The organism is Cellulosimicrobium sp. 4261 (genome assembly GCF_040546915.1).
In the GTDB taxonomy this organism is placed as follows: Bacteria; Actinomycetota; Actinomycetes; order Actinomycetales; family Cellulomonadaceae; genus Cellulosimicrobium; species Cellulosimicrobium cinnabarinum.
Window position 1 is genome coordinate 187,815 of record NZ_JBEPOQ010000001.1, and the last position, 19,847, is coordinate 207,661.

18 protein-coding genes and 1 riboswitch are annotated in these 19,847 nt (G+C 75.1%); of the genes, 9 read left to right on the forward strand and 9 right to left on the reverse strand.

Annotation, left to right across the window (positions count from 1 at the left end; all coding sequences use genetic code 11):
• Window positions 1-143 precede the first annotated feature (143 nt).
• Window positions 144-2,516, reverse strand: coding sequence for a phosphoribosylformylglycinamidine synthase subunit PurL (gene purL, locus ABIE39_RS00870; RefSeq protein WP_354049995.1), 2,373 nt, complete (start codon window positions 2,514-2,516; stop codon window positions 144-146).
• Between the two features lie 163 nt (window positions 2,517-2,679).
• On the opposite strand from purL, the gene ABIE39_RS00875 reads away from it, so the two are divergent.
• Window positions 2,680-2,955 carry a hypothetical protein gene (locus ABIE39_RS00875; protein ID WP_074805434.1) on the forward strand — a complete coding sequence of 92 codons (276 nt, stop codon included), beginning with the start codon at window positions 2,680-2,682 and terminating at the stop codon, window positions 2,953-2,955.
• Between the two features lie 34 nt (window positions 2,956-2,989).
• Here ABIE39_RS00875 and ABIE39_RS00880 read toward each other — a convergent pair whose 3' ends face one another.
• From ABIE39_RS00880 to ABIE39_RS00890, 3 genes are all read right to left on the reverse strand, one after another.
• Entirely contained in the window at window positions 2,990-3,376 is a 387-nt protein-coding gene (locus tag ABIE39_RS00880; protein WP_074805433.1) for a DUF1304 domain-containing protein, read from the reverse strand.
• A 70-nt stretch (window positions 3,377-3,446) separates the two neighbouring features.
• Window positions 3,447-3,995, reverse strand: a complete 549-nt coding sequence (locus tag ABIE39_RS00885) for a hypothetical protein (protein ID WP_354049998.1) — start codon at window positions 3,993-3,995, stop codon at window positions 3,447-3,449.
• Window positions 3,992-4,945: a LysR family transcriptional regulator gene (locus ABIE39_RS00890; RefSeq protein WP_209828217.1), complete on the reverse strand. Its 954-nt coding sequence runs from the start codon at window positions 4,943-4,945 to the stop codon at window positions 3,992-3,994. The genes ABIE39_RS00885 and ABIE39_RS00890 overlap by 4 nt, the downstream gene beginning before the upstream one ends.
• 91 nt (window positions 4,946-5,036) lie before the next feature.
• On the opposite strand from ABIE39_RS00890, the gene ABIE39_RS00895 reads away from it, so the two are divergent.
• The 4 genes from ABIE39_RS00895 (at window position 5,037) to ABIE39_RS00910 (ending at window position 8,915) form a co-directional block, all read left to right on the forward strand.
• Complete coding sequence (locus tag ABIE39_RS00895; RefSeq protein ID WP_354050000.1) at window positions 5,037-6,146, forward strand: EamA family transporter; 1,110 nt, start codon at window positions 5,037-5,039, stop codon at window positions 6,144-6,146.
• 62 nt (window positions 6,147-6,208) lie between these two features.
• Window positions 6,209-7,684 carry an APC family permease gene (locus ABIE39_RS00900; protein WP_209828213.1) on the forward strand — a complete coding sequence of 492 codons (1,476 nt, stop codon included), beginning with the start codon at window positions 6,209-6,211 and terminating at the stop codon, window positions 7,682-7,684.
• 23 nt (window positions 7,685-7,707) lie between these two features.
• Complete coding sequence (locus ABIE39_RS00905; RefSeq protein WP_186810317.1) at window positions 7,708-7,845, forward strand: hypothetical protein; 138 nt, start codon at window positions 7,708-7,710, stop codon at window positions 7,843-7,845.
• Window positions 7,842-8,915, forward strand: a complete 1,074-nt coding sequence (locus ABIE39_RS00910) for a DUF2599 domain-containing protein (protein WP_354050003.1) — start codon at window positions 7,842-7,844, stop codon at window positions 8,913-8,915. The genes ABIE39_RS00905 and ABIE39_RS00910 overlap by 4 nt, the downstream gene beginning before the upstream one ends.
• A 277-nt stretch (window positions 8,916-9,192) precedes the next feature.
• On the opposite strand, the gene ABIE39_RS00915 is transcribed toward ABIE39_RS00910, so the two are convergent.
• On the reverse strand, window positions 9,193-11,325 hold the full coding sequence (locus ABIE39_RS00915) for an acyl-CoA dehydrogenase family protein (RefSeq protein WP_175007524.1): 2,133 nt from the start codon (window positions 11,323-11,325) through the stop codon (window positions 9,193-9,195).
• On the reverse strand, window positions 11,322-12,137 hold the full coding sequence (locus tag ABIE39_RS00920; protein WP_074805409.1) for a TetR/AcrR family transcriptional regulator: 816 nt from the start codon (window positions 12,135-12,137) through the stop codon (window positions 11,322-11,324). The genes ABIE39_RS00915 and ABIE39_RS00920 overlap by 4 nt, the downstream gene beginning before the upstream one ends.
• A 229-nt stretch (window positions 12,138-12,366) precedes the next feature.
• Between ABIE39_RS00920 and ABIE39_RS00925 the strand changes: the two genes are divergently transcribed.
• The 3 genes from ABIE39_RS00925 to ABIE39_RS00935 are packed head-to-tail and all read left to right on the forward strand — an operon-like array spanning window position 12,367 to window position 16,210.
• Entirely contained in the window at window positions 12,367-13,752 is a 1,386-nt protein-coding gene (locus ABIE39_RS00925) for an acetyl-CoA C-acetyltransferase (RefSeq protein ID WP_209828210.1), read from the forward strand.
• A 29-nt stretch (window positions 13,753-13,781) separates the two neighbouring features.
• Window positions 13,782-15,146: a 3-oxoacyl-ACP reductase gene (locus tag ABIE39_RS00930; protein WP_354050007.1), complete on the forward strand. Its 1,365-nt coding sequence runs from the start codon at window positions 13,782-13,784 to the stop codon at window positions 15,144-15,146.
• Window positions 15,143-16,210, forward strand: coding sequence for a MaoC/PaaZ C-terminal domain-containing protein (locus ABIE39_RS00935; RefSeq protein ID WP_354050009.1), 1,068 nt, complete (start codon window positions 15,143-15,145; stop codon window positions 16,208-16,210). Before ABIE39_RS00930 ends, ABIE39_RS00935 begins: the two co-directional genes overlap by 4 nt.
• A gap of 102 nt (window positions 16,211-16,312) precedes the next feature.
• Here ABIE39_RS00935 and ABIE39_RS00940 read toward each other — a convergent pair whose 3' ends face one another.
• On the reverse strand, window positions 16,313-16,921 hold the full coding sequence (locus ABIE39_RS00940) for a GNAT family N-acetyltransferase (protein ID WP_354050011.1): 609 nt from the start codon (window positions 16,919-16,921) through the stop codon (window positions 16,313-16,315).
• A 92-nt stretch (window positions 16,922-17,013) separates the two neighbouring features.
• On the opposite strand from ABIE39_RS00940, the gene ABIE39_RS00945 reads away from it, so the two are divergent.
• Complete coding sequence (locus ABIE39_RS00945; protein ID WP_034652831.1) at window positions 17,014-17,187, forward strand: CsbD family protein; 174 nt, start codon at window positions 17,014-17,016, stop codon at window positions 17,185-17,187.
• Between the two features lie 121 nt (window positions 17,188-17,308).
• Here the strand turns inward: ABIE39_RS00945 and ABIE39_RS00950 are convergent, their stop codons facing one another.
• Window positions 17,309-17,956: a GNAT family N-acetyltransferase gene (locus tag ABIE39_RS00950; RefSeq protein ID WP_354050013.1), complete on the reverse strand. Its 648-nt coding sequence runs from the start codon at window positions 17,954-17,956 to the stop codon at window positions 17,309-17,311.
• 112 nt (window positions 17,957-18,068) lie between these two features.
• Complete coding sequence (locus ABIE39_RS00955; protein WP_354050014.1) at window positions 18,069-19,502, reverse strand: aminotransferase class V-fold PLP-dependent enzyme; 1,434 nt, start codon at window positions 19,500-19,502, stop codon at window positions 18,069-18,071.
• Between the two features lie 33 nt (window positions 19,503-19,535).
• A riboswitch (SAM riboswitch) is annotated at window positions 19,536-19,651 on the reverse strand.
• Window positions 19,652-19,847 lie beyond the last annotated feature (196 nt).

The window sequence follows — 19,847 nt, forward strand, 5'->3', positions numbered from 1 at the left end:
CGCCCGTCCGCCGAGCACGAGGTTGCCGTCGTTCTGGGGTCCATGCCGACGGCAACCTCGTGCTCGACCGGGCGCTGGACCGGGAGACGGGACGACGACGCCCCGGTCACCACGTGGTGACCGGGGCGTCCGTGGAGCGGGTGTCAGCCGAAGATGGCCGGCAGCGTGCCGCGGAAGGCCGCGTCCGCCTCGCTGAGCGGGACGGTGAACAGGCCCGCGACCTCGAGCGCCTCGCCGGACTCGGCGGCGGGCCCGGGCTCCGTGCCGGTCTCGCCGATCTTCAGGACGGGGACGCCGCGCGCGACGCACGCGTCGACGAGCTTGGACTCCTCGCCGCGGGGCACCGCGACGAGCGCGCGGGCCGTCGACTCGGAGAACAGCGCCTCGAACGGGGTGACGCCGTCGCGCTCGGCCAGCGCGTCGAGCGACACGGTGGCCCCGACGCCGAACCGCAGCGACGCCTCGAGGAGCGCCTGCGCGAGGCCGCCCTCGGAGAGGTCGTGCGCGGCCGACACGAGATCGTCGCGGCTCGCGTTGACGAGCACGCCGGCGAGCGCCTTCTCGGCCGCGAGGTCGACCTGCGGGGGCACGCCGCCCAGGTGGCCGTGCTCGACGTCGGCCCACGCCGAGCCGTCGAGCTCCGCACGCGTGGTGCCGAGGAGGTAGATGCTCTCGCCCGTCTCGCGCCAGCCCGACGGCGTGGCGTGCGCGACGTCGTCGAGCACGCCGAGCACGCCCACGACCGGGGTCGGGTGGATCGAGGAGTCGATCTGGCCCGGCTCGCCGGTGCCGTTGTAGAGCGACACGTTGCCGCCCGTCACGGGGACGCCGAGCTCGCGGCACGCGTCCGCGAGGCCCTCGATCGCCTCGACGAGCTGCCACATCGAGTCGGGGTCCTCGGGCGAGCCGAAGTTGAGGCAGTCGGTCACGGCGAGCGGGCGGGCGCCCGTCGTCGCGACGTTGCGGTACGCCTCGGCGAGCGCGAGGCGCGCGCCCGTGCGCGGGTCGAGCTTGCCGTAGCGGCCGTTCGCGTCCGTCGCGAGCGCGACGCCGAGGCCCGTGCTCTCGTCGACCCGGACGACGCCCGAGTCGTCGGGCTGCGCGAGCGCGGTGTTGCCCTGGACGAACCGGTCGTACTGGTTCGTCACCCACTCCTTGGACGCGAGGTTCGGCGACGCGAGGAGACGCAGCGCCGTCGCGCGGAGCTCGTCGCCGCTCTCGGGTCGGGCGAGAGCGTCGGCGTCCACGGTGCGGGCGTTGAGCCCGTCCTGCCACGACGGGCGCGCGTACGGGCGGTGGTACACCGGGCCCTCGTGCGCGACGGTCCGCGGGTCGACGTCGACGATGCGCTCGCCGTGGTGGTCGATCGTCAGGCGCCCGGAGTCGTTGACCTCGCCGATGACGGCGGTCTCGACGTCCCACTTGGCGGTGATGGCGAGGAACTCGTCGAGCTTCTCCGGCGCGACGACCGCCATCATGCGCTCCTGCGACTCCGACATGAGGATCTCGCCCGCGTTGAGCGTCGGGTCGCGCAGCAGGACGTCGTCGAGCCACACGTGCATGCCGCCGTCGCCGTTCGAGGCGAGCTCCGACGTCGCGCACGAGATGCCGGCGGCGCCGAGGTCCTGGATGCCCTCCACGACCTGCGCCGCGTAGAGCTCGAGGCAGCACTCGATGAGGACCTTCTCCATGAAGGGGTCGCCCACCTGGACGCTCGGGCGCTTGGCGGGCACGCCGTCCTCGAACGTCTCCGAGGCGAGGATCGAGGCGCCGCCGATGCCGTCGCCGCCCGTGCGGGCGCCGAACAGCACGACCTTGTTGCCGACGCCCGAGGCGTTGGCGAGGTGGATGTCCTCGTGGCGCAGCACGCCGAGGCACAGCGCGTTGACGAGGGGGTTGCCCTGGTACGAGGAGTCGAAGACGAGCTCGCCGCCGATGTTCGGCAGGCCGAGGCTGTTGCCGTACCCGCCGACGCCGCTCACGACGCCGTGCACGACGCGCGCCGTGTCCGGGTGGTCGACGGCGCCGAAGCGGAGCTGGTCCATGACGGCGACGGGGCGCGCGCCCATGGAGATGATGTCGCGCACGATCCCGCCGACGCCGGTCGCGGCGCCCTGGTAGGGCTCGACGAACGACGGGTGGTTGTGCGACTCGACCTTGAACGTCACGGCCCAGCCGTCACCGATGTCGACGACGCCCGCGTTCTCGCCGATGCCGACGAGCAGGTGCTTCTTCATCTCGTCGGTGGTCGCCGCGCCGAACTTCGACAGGTGGACCTTGGAGGACTTGTACGAGCAGTGCTCGGACCACATGACGGAGTACATCGCGAGCTCCGCGGCCGTGGGGCGGCGCCCCAGGATGTCGCGGATGCGCTGGTACTCGTCCGGCTTGAGGCCGAGCTCGGCGAACGGCTGGACCTCGTCGGGCGTGGCGGCGGCGCGCTCGACGGTGTCGAGCGTCGGCGCGGCGGGACGAGCCTCGGAGCGTGCGGAAGCCTGGGGTGCGGGGGCGGTCATCGTTTCCCTCGGGTGGGCGCTGAGCGGGGAGCGCACGACGGCGCGCGGCCAGTCTACCGGCGCCTGCGGAGAGGCCGTCCGGGCGTCTCGTGTCGCGGGCGGCCGAGAACTGAGACGAGCGTCTCGCCGTGCGGAAACTCCGTTTCCGGGTTCCGATGGAGAGGTGACCACCCTTCTCGAACCGACGTCCGGCACCGCGCGCAGCACCACCAGCGACCTCCTCGACCCGCACCTGGAGCGGCTCGGCCACGAGCTCACGCTCGTCGAGCGCCAGCTCAACGGCTACTCCCGGCGCACCGGCTCCTACGTGGGCCACGGGGCGGTCGAGACCGTCGAGCCGGCGGAAGGACGCTACCGGGACGAGCTCGAGGCCGAGCGCGAGCGCATCCTGTCGCGCCTCGAGATGCTCAGCGCCATGCGCGTCGCCGCGTCCTGCTGACCGGCGCCGCGGGCGACCCGCGACGAGGGACGGCTCAGAGCGTCAGCCCGAGCACGACGCCCAGCACGCCGAGAGCGGGCGGCACGAGCTGGACGAGCGCCGCGCGCGCCTTCGACGGCGACGACAGGATCAGCACGAGCCCCGCCGCGACCATCGACCCGGCCCCCGCGACCACGAGCGTCAGGCCGACGTCCTGCCGGTCCGCCGCGTACAGGACGATGCCGAGCACGACGAGCACCGCGAGGAACAGGTTGTAGAACCCCTGGTTGAAGGCCATCTCGCGCGTGGCCGCCGCCTCCTCCGGCGACGTGCCGAACGTGGCGCGCGTGCGGGCGCTCGTCCACGTGAGCGACTCCATGACGAAGATGTACACGTGGATCGCCGCAGCGACCCCCGCGAGCGCCAGCCCGAACCCGATCATCGTCGGCCCCTCCCGGTCCCCGAGGCCGCACGGTGCGCGGACCCCGGCGTGCCGACCGGGTGTCGCTGCCTCAGCGCTCCCCAGCGTTCCACAGGAGCGGCTCCGCCGCCGCGAGCGCCACGGCCAGCGCGCCGACCGCGAGCCCGACGCGCGTGTGCGGCAGGCGCACGCCGCGGTCGCGCAGCCGCTCCCCGCGCCGGTAGACCCACTTCTCCCCCGCGACCACGAGGGTCGTCGCGAGCGCGAGCCCGGCCGCCGTGCCCGCGACGGCGACGCCGGCCGGCACCGGCGTGGTGTCGTCGTCGGCCGTCGCCCAGGTGTTGTCCTCCCGCGGGGCGCCGTCGGCCGTCGCGGTCCCGGGCGTCGCGTCGGCCCCGTCCGCGTCCGCCTCGCGGGCGGCGTCGCGCAGGGAGCGCAGGCCCTCGCGCGCCTCGGTCCCCTCGGTCGTCGAGGTGAACGTCAGCACGACGGCGGCCGTCGCGACCGCAGTCTTGGCGAGCGCGCGCGCCCAGCGCGGGCGCACGACGTCGGGCACGGCGTACCACGCCACGGTGGACAGCCCCGCGATCGCCACGGTGCGCGGGTCGGCGACCCGTCGGGTCGGCGCGTGCTCGGTCATCGTGCCCCTTCGTCGGCAGGTGTGCTCGGGGTTCCTAACGGCCCGCGACCGTGTCGAGTTCCTGCGGTGCGCAGGCGTTCGCGCAGGTAGCGCACCGCCGGGGCGTCGGTCATGGTCGCGCGCCACACGACCGTGACCGGGCGGGTCGGGACGGGCTCGCGCACGGGCACGGCGACGACGTCGGTCGGCAGCGAGCCGCGCCCGAGGCGCGGCACGAGCGCGACGGCGAGGTCCTGGGCCACGACCTCGACCTGCGACGCGAACTCGAGGCACCGGAAGTCGATGCGCGGGACGCGCGGCTCGCGCGCGAACATGTGGCAGAACCACTCGTAGCAGATGGTGCCGTCGGGCGTGCAGACCCACGTCTCGTCGAGCAGGTCCGACGGCGTGAGCGCCTCCCGCCCCGCGAGCGCGCTCGACGCGTGCACGAGCACGTCGGCCTCGTCGCGGAACAGCTCCTCGGCGCGCAGGCTCGGGGGCAGCGCGAGGCCGACGCCCTCCCAGTGGTGCACGAGCGCGAGGTCCAGGGTGCCCGCCGCGACGGCCGCGACGGCGTCCCACGGCTCGGTCTCCTCGACGACGAGGCGCAGGTCCGGCACGTCGTCCCGCACCTGCGCGAGGAGCGGTGCGACGACGCCGCGCACGGCCGTCGAGAACGACCCGAGGCGCACGGTCCCCGTGGGGCGGGCGCCGGCGTCGTGCAGGCGGGCCCGCAGCGACTCGACCTGCTCGCGCAGCGCGCGACCCTCCTCGACGACGCGCCGCCCCGCGGCCGTGAGGACGACGCCGCGCCCTTCGCGGTCGAGCAGGCGCGCGCCGAGGTCGCGCTCGAGGCGCTTCACCTGCTGCGAGACGGCGGACGGCGTGTACCCGAGGTCGCGCGCCGCGGCGTGCACGGTGCCGGTGCGCTCGACGGCGAGCAGGGCGTCCACGGCGGCGAGGTCGATCATGCCTCCGATGCTAACCGGAAGCATCGCTACCGAGAACCGTTCATGACTGTGCGCTGGACGTGCACGGTTCGCTGGGCGCACCCTCGATGCCATGCCGCTGCGCCCGTCCCTCCTCGCCGTCCTCGTCGCCGTCGTCTGGGGCGTGAACTTCGTCGTCATCGACCTCGGGCTCGGCGACGTGCCCCCGCCGCTGTTCGTCGCCCTGCGCTTCCTCGTCGTGCTGGTCCCGGCGGTCTTCCTCGTCCCCCGGCCGCGCGCCCGGTGGCGGGACGTGCTGCTCGTCGGCACGTTCATGAGCCTGGGACAGTTCGGCCTGCTGTACACCGCGCTCGCGCTCGGCATGCCCGCAGGGCTCGCGTCGCTCGTGCTCCAGGCCCAGGTCGGGCTCACCGTGCTGTTCGCCGCCGCGGCGCTGCGCGAGGTCCCGACGCGCGCGCAGCTCGTCGGCGTGCTGGTCGGGGCGGCGGGGCTCGTCGTCGTCGGCGTGGGCCGCAGCGCCTCGACGCCCGCCCTCGCGTTCGTCGTGACGCTCGCCGCCGCGGCGTCGTGGGCGGTCGGGAACGTCGTCGCCCGACGCGCCGGGAGCCGCCGTGACCACGGCTCTACCTCGCGCACCCAGGGCTCTCCCTCGCGCGACCTGGGCTCTACCTCGCGCGACCAGGGGTCTGCCTCGGCGGGGCGGCGTTCTTCCCCGCGGCCCGGGCTGGAGGGGCTGTCGATGACGGTGTGGTCGGCGCTCGTCGTGCCGGTCCCCATGCTCGGGCTGTCGCTCGCGCTCGACGGGCCGGACGCCGTCGGGCACGCGCTCACCCACCTCACGCTCGCGCCGGTCCTGTCGACCCTGTACACCGCCTGGCTCGCGAGCCTCGTGGGCTACGGGATCTGGAACACGCTCCTCGCGCGGTACCCGGCGTCGGCGGTCGTGCCGTTCACGATGCTCGTGCCCCCGGTCGGGATGCTCGCCGCGTGGCTCGTGCTCGACGAGGTGCCGAACGCGGCCGAGGTGGTGGGCGGCGTCGTGCTCCTGCTGGGCGTCGCGACGACGACGGGAGTCCTCGGCCGGCGGCGCTCGCCGGGCGCGGCGGCCGTCCGTCCCGACGCGGTGTCGCCCGACGTCGCGGCGGGCCCGACGCCCGCACCCGACCACCCCGACGCGACCGCGACCGGCGGCCCGACCGCGACACGCGCGCGCTCGCGCTGACAGGACGCCCGCGCGGGGGTTCCATGGGAGTCCGGGACGTCCGAGACGCGAGGGAGCCTCTCATGAGCGAGACCGCGGGCCGCACGGAGGAACGTCAGCAACCCGAGCTCAAGCGCGTCATGGGGCCCAGGCTGCTGCTCCTGTTCATCGTCGGGGACATCCTCGGCACGGGCGTGTACGCGCTCACCGGACAGGTCGCGGGCGAGGTGGGCGGGGCGGCGTGGCTGCCGTTCCTGCTCGCGTTCGTCGTCGCGACGATCACCGCGTTCTCCTACCTCGAGCTCGTCACGAAGTACCCGAGCGCGGCGGGCGCCGCGCTCTACACGCACAAGGCGTTCGGCATCCACCTCGTGACGTTCGTCGTCGCGTTCATGGTCATGAGCTCCGGGATCACGTCGGCCTCCACGGCGTCCAACGCGTTCGCGGGCTTCGTCTCCGACGGGTTCGGGCTCGAGCTGCCGACGGGCGGCGACGGCCGCCTGCTCATCGCCCTCGCCTTCATGGCCCTCGTCGCGCTCGTCAACCTGCGCGGGGTCGGGGAGAGCGTCAAGGCGAACGTCGTGCTGTCGCTCGTCGAGCTGTCCGGCCTGCTGCTCGTCATCTTCGTGGGGCTGTGGGCGACGACCCAGGGCCGCGCCGACTTCTCGCGCGTCGTCGTGTTCGAGAGCGCCGACGACAAGAGCGTGTTCCTCGCCGTCACCGCCGCGACGACGCTCGCGTTCTTCGCGATGGTCGGGTTCGAGGACTCCGTGAACATGGCGGAGGAGTGCAAGAACCCCGTGCGGGACTTCCCGCGCATGATGCTCACCGGGCTCTCGATCACGGGCGCGATCTACGTGCTCGTCGCGATCACCGCCGTCGCGCTCGTCCCCGTGGGCGACCTCACGGACGACGCCAAGGGGTCGGCGCTCACCCAGGTCGTCGCGGCGGGCGCGCCCGACCTCCCGTTCGACACGATCTTCCCGTTCATCGGGATGTTCGCCGTCGCGAACTCGGCGCTCATCAACATGCTCATGGCGTCCCGCCTGCTCTACGGCATGGCCAACCAGGGCGTGCTGCCGCGCGCGTTCGGCCAGGTGCACCCGTTCCGCCGCACGCCGTGGGTCGCGATCCTCGTGACGACGGCCATCGCGTTCGCGCTCATCGTGTACGTCGTGCGGCAGTCCGGGACCGCCGCGGGCACCAACGCGGTCGCCCTGCTGGGCGGGACGACGTCGCTGCTCCTGCTCGTCGTGTTCACGATCGTCAACATCGCGCTCCTCGTGCTGCGCCGCGACCGCGTCGACCACGAGCACTTCCGTACCCGCACCTGGCTCGCGGTGCTCGGCGCCCTGACGTGCGCGTACCTCGCCGGGCCGTGGGCCCGCAGCGCCGAGCAGCAGGAGCAGTACGTCATCGCGGGCGCGCTCGTGGCCCTCGGGGTCGTGCTCTCGTTCGTCACGTGGCTCTACAACCGCTCGGTGCGCCACCGTCCGATCGCGTTCTCCGACGTGTCCCGTCTGGAGGACGACATCGACGACGACGGCCCGGGGCGGTGACCGCCGTCGCGCATGATGGGTCCATGCAGACCCGCGTCGAGGAGGACGAGTCGACCGACGACGTCGGCTGGTTCACGCCCCACGAGGTCGACGCGCTCGACCGCGTCGGCCTCGTGGACGTGGCCCGTCGCTCGGCCGGCCTGCTCCCCGTGCCGTCGTGACCCGCTCGCGCCGGGCGGCCGGCGGGCGGCGCGGGGCGACGGTGCTGGGCGCGCTCGCCGTCGGCGTCCTGGTCCCGGTCGTGCTCGCCGCGTGCACGCCCGACACCCCGTCACCGGGCCCCGACGCGGTGACATCCGCACCGGCGCACGTCCCGTCCCCCGGTCCCGGCGCCAGCACGGAGGACGGCGGCGCGGCGGACGACCCGAGCGGCCACCCGAGCGGCGACGCCGAGCCCACGGCCGTCCGCGTGCCCGTGGGGAGCGCGACGGTCGAGATCGCCGTGCCCCCGCCGACGTCGGGCGAGGCGACGCCTCCCCGGGTCGCGCCCGACGCCGAGGGTGCGTCCGACGTCACGCTCGCCCTCGCGGGTGCCCCGGCCGTGGTCTCGGTGGAGGGCGGCTCGCTCGCGCGCCACGCGGACGGCACGCTCACCGTCCTGGACGACGGCGGCACGCCCGTCGGCGGGCTCGGCGCCCCGCGCGTCGTCGGTCGGCACGGCGCGCCGGGCGCGGACGGCGCGGACGGCGCGAGCGGGGCGAGCGAGGCGAGCGAGGCAGAGAGCGGGGCGGTCGACGGCGCGGACGCCGACCCCACGGCGGGCGCCCCCGCGCCCGGGACCCCGCGCGTCCGGGTCGCGCTCGTCGACGCCCACCGCGCAGAGGTGGCGCTCGTAGGGACAGCGGGCACGGCGGCGGGCGCGACCGGCGCGCCGGGCGCTCCTGCCGAGGACGCGGACGAGACCGCGACGACGGACGACGCCGCGGCGTGGGACGTCGTCGTCCCGCTCGGAACGCGTGCGGTGCGCAGCACCGACTGGGGCGAGCGCGAGGGCGGGCGGTCGCTCGCCGTCGACCCGACCGCGTGGGCCCGCGCCGCGGGGCAGGCGGGCCGGGAGCTCGTGTGGGCGCAGGTCGTCGCGGCCGAGCCGGAGGCCGACACCCCGACGATGCACGACCAGCTCGTGTGCCACGCCGTCGGCGCCCCGGACAAGGCGACGTGGAACCTCGAGCCCTGGCGGCCCGACGTCGGGCTCCTCGCCACGATGTCCGCGCGCTGCAACCCCGCCTGACCTCCACCGTGGGCCCGCCCCCCGCTCGGCCGACACCGGCTCGGCCGCCGAGCACGGCGTCCCTCCCCGTCGAGCACGAGGTTCCTCTCGGTCTGGGCCTCGGAACGCCAGGAACCCCGTGGTCGGCGTCCGAGACGGAGACCGAGACGGCAACGGCCCGGGCGGCACGACGGCTGGTGGACGTCGTGCCGCCCGGGCCTGACCCTCGGCAGCGGTACCGCTCCGCCTGCAGCGCCGAGGACGTTCCGGGGTGGCGCCGAGGACGGCGCCGGGGTGGTCAGCGAGCCTGCGGGCCGCCCTTCGCGGCCTTGCGCAGCGACTTCTCGCTCCGCGGCTCGTCACCGCTCGCGCGCAGGCGCCGGTAGTAGTCGCGCGCCTCGTCCTGGCGCTCCTTCTCGATGCCCGTCGCGATCGTCGCGCGCAGGTGCTCGGGGCCGTAGCCCCAGGCGTCCACGAGGTCCTGCGCGTGCGGACGCAGCCGGTCGATGAGGCGGTCCAGGTAGCTCGTCACCGTGCGCGCACGCTGCGTCGAGAGGCGGCCGTTGAGCAGGTACCAGGCGAGGTGTCGCTCGACGAGGCTCAGCCCGAACAGGTCGCGCACCGTGGTGAGGACCTCGCGCGTGCCCGCGTCCTCGATCGTCTCGAGAGCCTGCGTGAACGCCTCCCAGCGCAGCAGCTCCGCGTGGGCGCGGGCCGCCTCCACGAGCTCGACCTGGTGGGCGTTGAACAGGTTCGTCGCCGTCTCGGGGTCGGCCTTCTGCGCGGGGCGCAGGGCCTGCGCGACGTCGGCGACCATCGTCTCGACCCGGTCGGTGAGCAGCGCGCGCTGCGTCTCGGGGTCGCGCAGGTGGCCGGCGGCGCGGCGCGGGTCGCCGACGTCCGCGAGCGCCTGCGCGGCCCGCTTGAGCGGCGTGCGGTGCAGCGCCATGTCGCCCGCGCGCTCGACGACGACGCGCGCCATCTGGCCCGGGGTGATGCCCTTGAACTGCTTGCCGTAGTCGGCGAGCAGACGCTTCGCGACGAGCTGGAGCAGGACGGTGTTGTCGCCCTCGAACGTCGCGTACACGTCGAGGTCCGCGCGCAGGCTCGTGATGCGGTTGGTCGTGAGGAACCCGGCCCCGCCGCACGCCTCGCGCGTCTCCTGGAGCACGTCGAGCGCGAACCGCGTGCTCGTCGCCTTGAGCGCGGCCGCCGTCGTCTCGAGGTCCTCGCGCTGCTCCGGGGTGTCCTCCTCGCCCGAGAACACCGAGTGGAAGAGGTCGAGCAGGCGGTCGTGCGCGAAGTGCGCGGCGTACGTCTCCGCGACGGGCACGATGAGGCGGCGCTTGTGCGTGCCGTAGTCGAGGAGCACGACCTCCTCCGTCGGCGTCGCACCCGTGAACTGGCGGCGCTCGTTCGCGTACCGCACCGCGATCGCGAGGCCGAGCTTCGCCGCGGTCACCGCGGCGCCGTCGAGCGACACGCGACCCTGGACGAGCGAGCCCAGCATCGTGAAGAAGCGGCGCCCGGGGCTGTCGATGGGGCTGGAGTACGTGCCGTCGGCGTCGACCGAGCCGTAGCGCGCGAGCAGGTCGGTGCGCGGGACCCGCACGTGGTCGAAGTGCAGGCGCCCGTTGTCGATGCCGTTGAGCCCGCCCTTCTGGCCGTCGTCCTCGCCGCCCACGCCGGGCAGGAAGGGCAGCCGGCCGAGCTCGTCGCGCTCGCCCGCGGTGTCGCGGATGGGCACGTAGAACGCGTGCACGCCGTGGTTGACGTTCTTCGTGATCAGCTGCGCGAACACGACGGCGGCCACGCCGTGCACGCCCGCGTTCCCGAGGTAGTCCTTCCATGCCCCGCGGAACGGGGTGTGGATGACGAACTCCTCGGTCTCCGGGTCGTAGGTCGCCGTGGTGGCGATGCTCGCGACGTCGGACCCGTGGCCGATCTCCGTCATCGCGAACGCGCCGGGCACGGAGAGGTCCATGGCGCCCGGCAGGAGACGGTCCTGCTGCTCGGGGGTACCGAGGTGCAGGATCGCCGAGCCGAACAGCCCCCACTGCACGCCCGCCTTGATCTGCAGCGACGGGTCGGCCGCGACGAGCTCCTCGAACCCGGCGAGGTTGCCGCCCGCGTCGTCCGCGCCGCCGAGGCGCTCCGGGTACCCGCGCCACACCTGGCGCTTGCCCACGAGCAGGTGCATCTGCTCCAGCACGCGCTCGCGGTGCTCGCGCAGGCTCTGCCCCTCGATGCGCTGGAACGCCTCCTCGCCCGCGGTCGCGCGCGCCGCCGCGCGCAGGTCGGCCCACCGGCCGAGCAGGAGCTTCTCGAGGGCGGCGACGTCGACGCGGGTGTCGCCGTGCGGCGTCGGGCCCGCGTCGCCGGTGCTCGTCGTGCGCGGTGCGAGCGCGGGACGGTCGGACGTGGCGGTCATGGCTTCTCCTTGAGGTCTGAGGCGGTCGCCGGGTGCGGAGGGCGGTCGGTGGGGACGCGGACGGCGTCGGGGCGGGTCGTGCCCGGGTTGTGCGAGAGGACGCCGACGGGGCCGGCCCACAGCCAGGCGGCGACGCGCTCGGTGAGCTGCTCGCGGTCGGGGACGTCGGCGCGGTCGCGGTGGGCGAGCCACCACTCGCCGGCGCCCCGGACGAACCCGACGGCGCCCGCGGCCCACGCCGCGGCGTCGGCCGGGGAGACGTCGGTGACCCGGGCGAAGGGCTCGGCGACGAGCTCGATCACCGAGTCGAGGAACGCGGCGAGCGGGGCGCGGTCGGCGCCGCCCGCGCCCTGGGTGAGGCCGTTCGCCGCGAGCTGGGCGGCGGGCTCCTCCGTACCCGCGACGGCGCTCGTGCGGGTGACGAAGTAGTACACGTTGGGCGAGCTCTCGATCATCTCGAGGTAGACGCCGACCATCGCGCGCAGCGCGCGCTTGGGGGTCTCGGCAGCCTCGGCCGCCTGGGTCAGGGCGTCGTGCATCTGCCCCACGACGGCGGAGCCCAGGGCGACCTGGAGCCCGGTCTTGTCGTCGAAGTAGCGGTAGATGATCGACTTCGACGTGCCCGACGCCGCCGCGATCTCGTCCATGGAGACCCCGGGGCCTCCCCGGTGCACCGCCTTGCTCGCCGCCCGGATGAGCTCCGCGCGGCGGGCCGCCCGGTGCTCGTCCCAGCGGGTCGACCGACCGTCCACCGCCGCGACCGGCTGCACCCGCCCTCGGGTGACCGGTCGCGCGTCGGCACCTGCGTTCACGTCGTCCTCCGTTGCGCCCGACCTCGCTGTCGTCGGCACCTCGTCACGGGTGCCGAGCCGGGGCAGGGCACGGCCCTGTGACCCGACTCACGAAACTGAGAGTATCAGGTACTCTTGGTATTGGACACCAGCCGGCCCTCTCCCCCCGTCTCGCGCACGCCGTGCCGAGACGCCCTCCCGGGCCGGGACCGAACGCAGCGCAGCGAGCACGGACAGGAAGTGAGGCACAGTGGCCACCAGCACCAGCCCCCGCCCGACCCCCGAGCAGTCCCCCCGAGAGAGCGCCCCCGCGGGCACGCCCCGCGATGCATGGGTGATCGGCGGGAACCGCATCCCGTTCGCCCGCGCGGGCAAGAGGTACGCATCTGCGAGCAACCAGGAGATGTTCACCGCCGCGCTCGAAGGGCTCGTCGCACGCTTCGGTCTCCAGGGCGAGCGGCTGGGGGAGGTCGTCGGCGGCGCCGTGCTCAAGCACTCCCGTGACTTCAACCTCGTGCGCGAGTCCGTGCTCGGGTCGTCGCTCTCCCCGCAGACCCCCGCCTACGACCTCCAGCAGGCGTGCGCGACCGGGCTCGAGGCGACCATCGCCGTCGCGAACAAGATCCGTCTCGGCCAGGTCGAGTCGGGCGTCGCGGGCGGCTCCGACACCGTGTCCGACGCCCCGATCGCCGTGAGCGAGGGTCTGCGCCGGGCCCTGCTCGAGGCGAGCCACGCCAAGACCTTCGGCCAGCGCGTCAAGGCGTTCGCGAAGGTCCGCCCCGCCGACCTCGCGCCCCTCACGCCCGCGACCGACGAGCCGCGCACCGGCCTGTCGATGGGCGAGCACCAGGCCATCACGACGGCCCGCTGGGGCATCTCGCGCGAGGCGCAGGACGAGCTCGCGCTCGCGAGCCACGAGCACCTCGCGGCCGCGTGGGACGCCGGGTTCTTCGACGACCTCGTCACCCCGTTCCGCGGTCTCGTGCGCGACGACAACCTGCGCGCCGACTCGTCGCTCGAGAAGCTCGCCGCGCTCAAGCCCGTGTACGGCAAGCGCCTCGAGGGCGTCACGCCGACCATGACGGCGGGCAACTCGACCCCGCTCACCGACGGCGCGTCGACCGTCCTCCTCGCCTCGGCCGAGTGGGCGCGCGAGCGCGACCTGCCGCTGCTCGCACGCGTCGTGGACGCGGAGACCGCGGCCGTCGACTTCGTGCACGGCCACGAGGGCCTGCTCATGGCCCCCGCGCACGCCGTCCCGCGCCTGCTCGCGCGCAACGGGCTCGCGCTCGGCGACTTCGACCTCTACGAGATCCACGAGGCGTTCGCGTCCACCGTGCTCACGACCCTCAAGGCCTGGGAGGACGACGAGTACTGCCGCACCGAGCTCGGGCTCGACGGCGCGCTCGGCTCGATCGACCGCTCGCGGCTCAACGTCAACGGCTCGTCGCTCGCTGCGGGCCACCCGTTCGCCGCGACCGGCGGGCGCATCGTCGCGACGGCGGCCAAGCTCCTGGCGCAGCGCACCGCCGAGACCGGGGCACCCGCGCGTGCGCTGATCTCCGTGTGCGCCGCGGGCGGGCTCGGCGTCGCCGCGATCCTCGAGTCCGTCCCCGCGACCGACGCCCCCGCCTGACGGCCCCCGACGACCCGAGAGGAACCCCCGTGACCGACTCCTACGTCCAGGCCGTCAACTCCGGCTTCACGAAGACGCTCGCCAAGAAGCTGGGCCTCCCGCGCCCGGCGGTCCTGCGCCGCTTCCGCGCGGGCGACCCGCTCACCGTCGGGCCCGTGCTCGTGCTCGGCGGCACGCCCGGCGTGCGCGACGACGCCGACCTCGTCGCCGAGGCCCTGCTCGCCTGGGACCTCGACGTCCGCCAGACCCCGGACGACGCGACCCGCTGGGGCGCGGTCGTCGTCGTGCTCAGCGGGATCGAGCGGCCGCAGGACGCGTCCGCGCCCGTCATGGCGCTCTCCGCGACGCTCCGCCGCCTCGCGCCGAACGGACGCGTCGTGACGATCTCGCGCGCCCCCGCCGACACCGACTCCCCCGAGCTCGCCGCCGCCCGCGAGGGCGTCGACGGGTTCCTGCGGTCCGTCGCCAAGGAGCTGCGCTACGGCGCGACCGCCAACGGCGTCCAGGTGACCGACGACGCCCCCGTCGACAGCCCGAGCGTCCTCGCGACCCTCCGCTTCTTCCTGTCCGCGAAGTCCGCGTTCGTCGACGGCCAGCTCCTCCGCGTCGGCCCGAGCGCGTCCGACAGCGCCTCCGCCGACCTCGACCAGCCCCTCGCCGGCAAGGTCGCCGTCGTCACGGGCGCGGCCCGCGGCATCGGGGCGCAGGTCGCCCGGACGCTCGCGCGCGACGGCGCGAAGGTCGTCGTGGTGGACGTGCCCGCTGCGGGCGAGGCGCTCGCCCGGGTCGCGAACGAGATCAAGGGCACGGCGCTGCAGCTCGACGTGACCGCCGACGACGCGGGCGCCCGGATCCTCGAGCACGCCCGCGCACGGCACGGCGGGCTCGACGTCCTCGTGCACAACGCCGGCATCCTGCGGGACAAGCTGCTCGCCAACATGTCCCCCGACAAGTGGGACGCGGTGGTCGCGGTGAACCTCGCCGCGCAGCTGCGGATCACGGAGTACCTGTTCGGCGCGAACGGGTTCTCCTCCGCGCCGCGCGTCGTGTCGCTCGCCTCGACGAGCGGCATCGCGGGCAACCGCGGCCAGGCGAACTACGCGTTCTCGAAGGCGGGCGTCATCGGGCACACGCGCGCGTTCGCCCGCCTGCTCGCGGCACCCGGCGGTCCGGGCGGGACGGCGAACGCCGTCGCGCCGGGCTTCATCGAGACGGACATGACGGCGTCGATCCCGTTCGTGCAGCGCGAGGTCGCGCGCCGCGTCGCGTCGCTCCAGCAGGGCGGCCAGCCCGTCGACGTGGCCGAGGCGATCTCGTTCCTCGCGTCGCCCGCGGCCGGGGGCGTCAACGGGCAGGTGCTGCGCGTGTGCGGGCAGAACGTGGTGGGCCGGTGACGGCGCCCGCGGGCGCCCCGGCGCGCGTCGAGACGCTGCCCGCCGTCCCGGGGCTGGGCGGCCTGTACGTGCGCGGACTCGCGGCGTCGGGCCGGATCGCGGCGGCGCACCGGCTCCCCGTCCGGGGCGGCCCCACGGAGCTCACCCTCCCGGACGTCACGTACCGGGTCGCGGCCGTCCCGACGGGCGACGACGCGGCGCCGGGCCACGTCGGCAGCGCCGCGCACCTCGCGCGGTACGCACGGCTCGTGGGCGAGGCACCGTCGGACGTGCTGCCCGCCGGGTACCTGCACGTGCTGGGGTTCCCGCTCGCGACGGCCGTCATGGTGCGGGCCGACTTCCCGCTCCCGCTGCTCGGCATGGTGCACCTCGCGAACTCGGTGTCCGTGCTGCGTCCGGTGCGGCTCGGGGACGCGCTCGAGGTCCGCGCGTGGGCGCAGGACCTGCGCCCGCACCGCCGCGGTGTCCAGGTCGACCTCGTCACCGAGGTCTCGGTGCTGCGCACGGACGACGAGCGCGCCGCGGGGAGCGGGCTGGCCGCGACGACGCTCGCCTACCGGGGCGTCTCGACGTACCTTGCGAAGGGCGCGTCCCTCCCCGGCGACCCCGCCCCGGCCGACGCCGAGGGACCGGCCGCGTTCGTCCCGCCCCTGCCCACCGCGCGGTGGGCGCTCGGGGCGGGGACCGGCCGCGCGTACGCGGCGGTCTCCGGCGACCGCAACCCGATCCACACCTCGGCGCTGGGCGCCAAGGCGTTCGGGTTCCCGCGGGCCATCGCGCACGGCATGTACACCGCCGCGCGGGCGCTCGCCGAGGCGGGCCCCGGTCGCGGCGACGCCTACGACTGGACGGTCACGTTCGCCAAGCCGGTGCTGCTGCCCGGCACGGTCGACGTCGCGCTGCGCCCGGCGGGCGACGTGCCCGCCGAGGTGCGGGACGCCGTCGGGCAGGTCGCGGCGGCCGTGCCCGACGGCGCGGGCGACCCCGGCACGGGCATCGCCTACCAGGCGTGGGACGGCAAGGGCCGCCTCCACCTCGCGGGCCGCGTCACCCCGCGCCCCTGACGGTCCCGCTGCCGAGCACGGGGTCGGTGTCGTTCTCGAGCGCATGACGACACCGACCCCGTGCTCGACGCCGCGCAGGCTCGTGGTCGACGCGCCGGCCGGTCAGGACATGCGGGCGAGCAGCCCGTCGCGGACGGTCGGCCACTCGTCACGGAGGATGGAGAAGTAGGCGGTGTCCTGGCGGGAGCCGTCGGGCGCCACGCGGTGGCTGCGCAGCACGCCCTCGGGCACCGCGCCCAGGCGCCGGATCGCCCCGAGGGACCGGCTGTTGCGGGCGTCGGCGCGGAGCGCGACGCGCGCGACCCCGAGGTCCTCGAACGCGTGCCGCAGCAGGAGGTACTTGCACGCCGGGTTGGTCGTCCCGCCCCACCACTCGCGCGCGTAGAACGTGGACCCGAGCTCCACCCGGCCCTGGGACGGCACCCACTCGTAGAGCGACGTCGAGCCGCGGACCGCGGCGTCGGCGGCCTCGCCGTCCGCACCCGGAGCACCGGGAGCGCCGGGAGCGCCCAGGACCGCGAACGCGAGCCGGCCCGGCGCGGCGACCGCGTCGCGCACGTAGCCCTCCATCGCCTCCGCGCCGCGCGGCACGGCGCTGGACATGCCCGCCCAGATGCCGTCGTCGACGAGGGCGCCGAGCGCGGGCGCGTGGGTCGCGGCGAGCGGTTCGAGACGGACGCCGAAGCCTTCGAGGACGGTGTCGTGCTGCACCCGCACATCCCACTACACCGCCCGTGCTCCGACGGCGTGCGAGCCCGGCCGACCGTGGTTACGGTCGAGAGGTACCGACGAGAGGAGCACCCATGGGACTCGGAGACAAGGCCAAGCACGCCGCTGAAGAGGCGGGTGGCAAGCTCAAGGAAGGCGCGGGCAAGCTCACGGACAACGAGCGGCTCGAGGCCGAGGGCCAGGGCGACCAGGCCAAGGCCAACGTCAAGCAGGCGGGCGACGACGTCAAGGACGCGTTCGACCGCTGAGATGCTCCACCGTTCGACCACGAGGGCTCCGCTACGGCGGGGCCCTCGTGGCGTCTCCGGGACCGTGCGCTCGCGGCGATCAGGCGGAACGCTCAGGGCAGGACCGCCCGGGCGGGGTGGGTCAGGACGCGGCGAGCGGCCGGACGTCCGCCGGCGCCGCCGGCGCGAGCACCGGGACGACGCGCGGGGCGGTGATCCGCGCGAGGAGGCCCACCTCGACCCCGGGCCACTCGGGCGCGAGGATCGAGAAGAGCACGGAGTCGGCGCGCGTCCCGTCGGGCGCGGTGCGGTGGCCGCGCATCACGCCCTCCTCGTGGGCGCCGAGACGGCGCATGGCGCCGAGCGAGCGCTCGTTGCGCGTGTCGACGCGGAAGCCGACCCGGTGCACGTCCCACGTCTCGAACGCGTGGCGCAGCAGGAGCCACTTCGTCACGGGGTTGACGAGGCTCCCCCACGTGGAGCGCGCGTAGAACGTGCGGCCCACCTCGACGCGGCGGTCGACGAGCGACAGGTCGCGGAACGCCGTGCTGCCGAGCACAGCGCCGGGCGCGCCGTCGGGGTCGACGGCGCGCACGACGAAGCCCGTGAGGTCGGGGGCCGCGCGCGTCGCGGCCACGAGATCGGCCATCCCCGCGACCCCGTAGGGCAGGGGGATGCTCATGCCAGACCACATCGCCTCGTCGACGAGGCCGGCCAGCGTCTCAGCGTGCTCCAGGGCCAGCGGTTCCAGGCGGAAACCGTGCCCCGAGAGGACGACGTCGTGCAGCACAGCGCATATCAGAGCACACGCGGAACACCGCGCCAAGAGGGTCCGGCGACGCGGTGGACAACGCTCGGCGACGGCCCGGTGAACGGGCTCCCCCGTCGGTCGCCGACGCCGGTCAGACGGCCGGTCCGCAGCCCGCGGCGTCGGCGAGGAAGCCCGCCGCGGCGGTCGCGAAGAGACCCTCCAGGCCGGACCCCGCGGGGACCGGGCGGGGGTCGTCCACGACGGCCCAGCAGCCGTCGACGACCTCGTACCGGGTCGCCGGGCCCTGCTCGACGTACGCGCGCACGGCCTCGACGAGGCGCACGACGTCCGCGCCCGTCGTCCCGACGCCCACCGAGGCGCGGATCGCGCCCGCGTCGTAACCGAGGCGCGCGAGCAGCGGGTGCGCGCAGAACCGCCCGTCGCGCACGCCGATGCCGTGCTCGGCCGAGAGGTAGGCGGCGACGAGGCCCGGATCGTGGCCCTCGACGGCGAACGTCACGACGCCGACCGGGTCGACGGCGTCGTCCCAGACGCGCACGACCCGGACACCGGGGACGGCCTCGAGGCCCGCGACGAGGGCCGTGCGCAGCGCCGCCTCGTGCGCGTGCAGGTCGGCCGGGTCGAGCGCGGCGAGCGCGTCGCACGCCGCCGCGAGCGCCGCGGCGCCCACCACGTTCGGCGAGCCGGCCTCGTGGCGCGCGGGCGCCGTCTGCCACTGGGTCCCGGTCACCGCGACGTGACGCACGGCGCCGCCGCCCGCGAGGTAGGGCGTGCCCGCGTCGAGCCAGTCACGACGCCCGACGAGCGCGCCCGCGCCGAACGGCGCGTAGGTCTTGTGCCCCGAGAAGGCGACGTAGTCGGCGCCCGACGCGGCGAGCGAGAACCCGCGGTGCGGGACGAGCTGGGCGCCGTCGAGCACGACGCGCGCGCCGGCGTCGTGCGCGGCGCGGACGACCTCGGTGATCGGCAGGGACTCGCCCGTGACGTTGGACGCGCCGGTCACGGCGACGAGCGCGTACGGGAAGCGCGCGAGCTCGGTGCGCAGGCCCGAGAGCGTCTCCGCGACGGACGCGCCGCCCGCGAGGACCGTCGCGCCGCCCGTGCGCTGCCACGGCAGCAGGTTCGCGTGGTGCTCGACGTCGAGGACGAGCACGCGCCCGGGCGTGCCGTCCGCGGTCGCCGGGACGCAGCCCGCGAGCAGGTTGAGCGAGTCGGTCGTGTTGCGCGTGACGACCGTGACGTCGTCCTCGCGCGCGCCGACGAACGCGCCGATCGTGCGCCGCGACGCCTCGTAGAGCGCCGTGGAGACCTGCGACAGGTAGCCCGCGCCGCGGTGCACGCTCGCGTAGAGCGGCAGCACCTCGGTCACGCGGTCGGCCACCGAGCGCAGCGCCGGGGCCGACGCCGCGACGTCGAGGTTCGCGTACGGGACGCTGCGGCCGTCGACGAGCGGGACGAGCGTGTCCCCGCCGACGACGGGCAGGAGCGCGGGCGCGTCGGCGAGCGCCGTGAGGTCAGGGGCCGGGGCGTCGGTGGGACACGAGACGTCCGCGAGAGCAGTCATGGCACAGTCCTCCAGGGTCGTCCGGGGAGAACCTCCCCGCGCTTGCCACCCGCCGGTCGGCGTGCGGCCTGGTCGTCACCCGGGGCACCCCGCCGCGAGAGGAGGGTTGCCGGCCAGCAAACCGGGGTTTCGCGCTGGCACTCATGACCTGTCGACCAGGATGTCCGTGAGCACCGCAGCGTGTCAACCGGTGGTCACGGCGTCTCGGATGGCGGGACGTGGCATGCAACGCCGGGGGCTGCGGCCGGGGCCGCGCGGCGTCGGGCACCCCCGCCCCGACGCCGGTCCCCGAGACGGGCGTTCCGCGCGTCGGACGCGTGGCGTACGATCCGAGCCAACCATCCG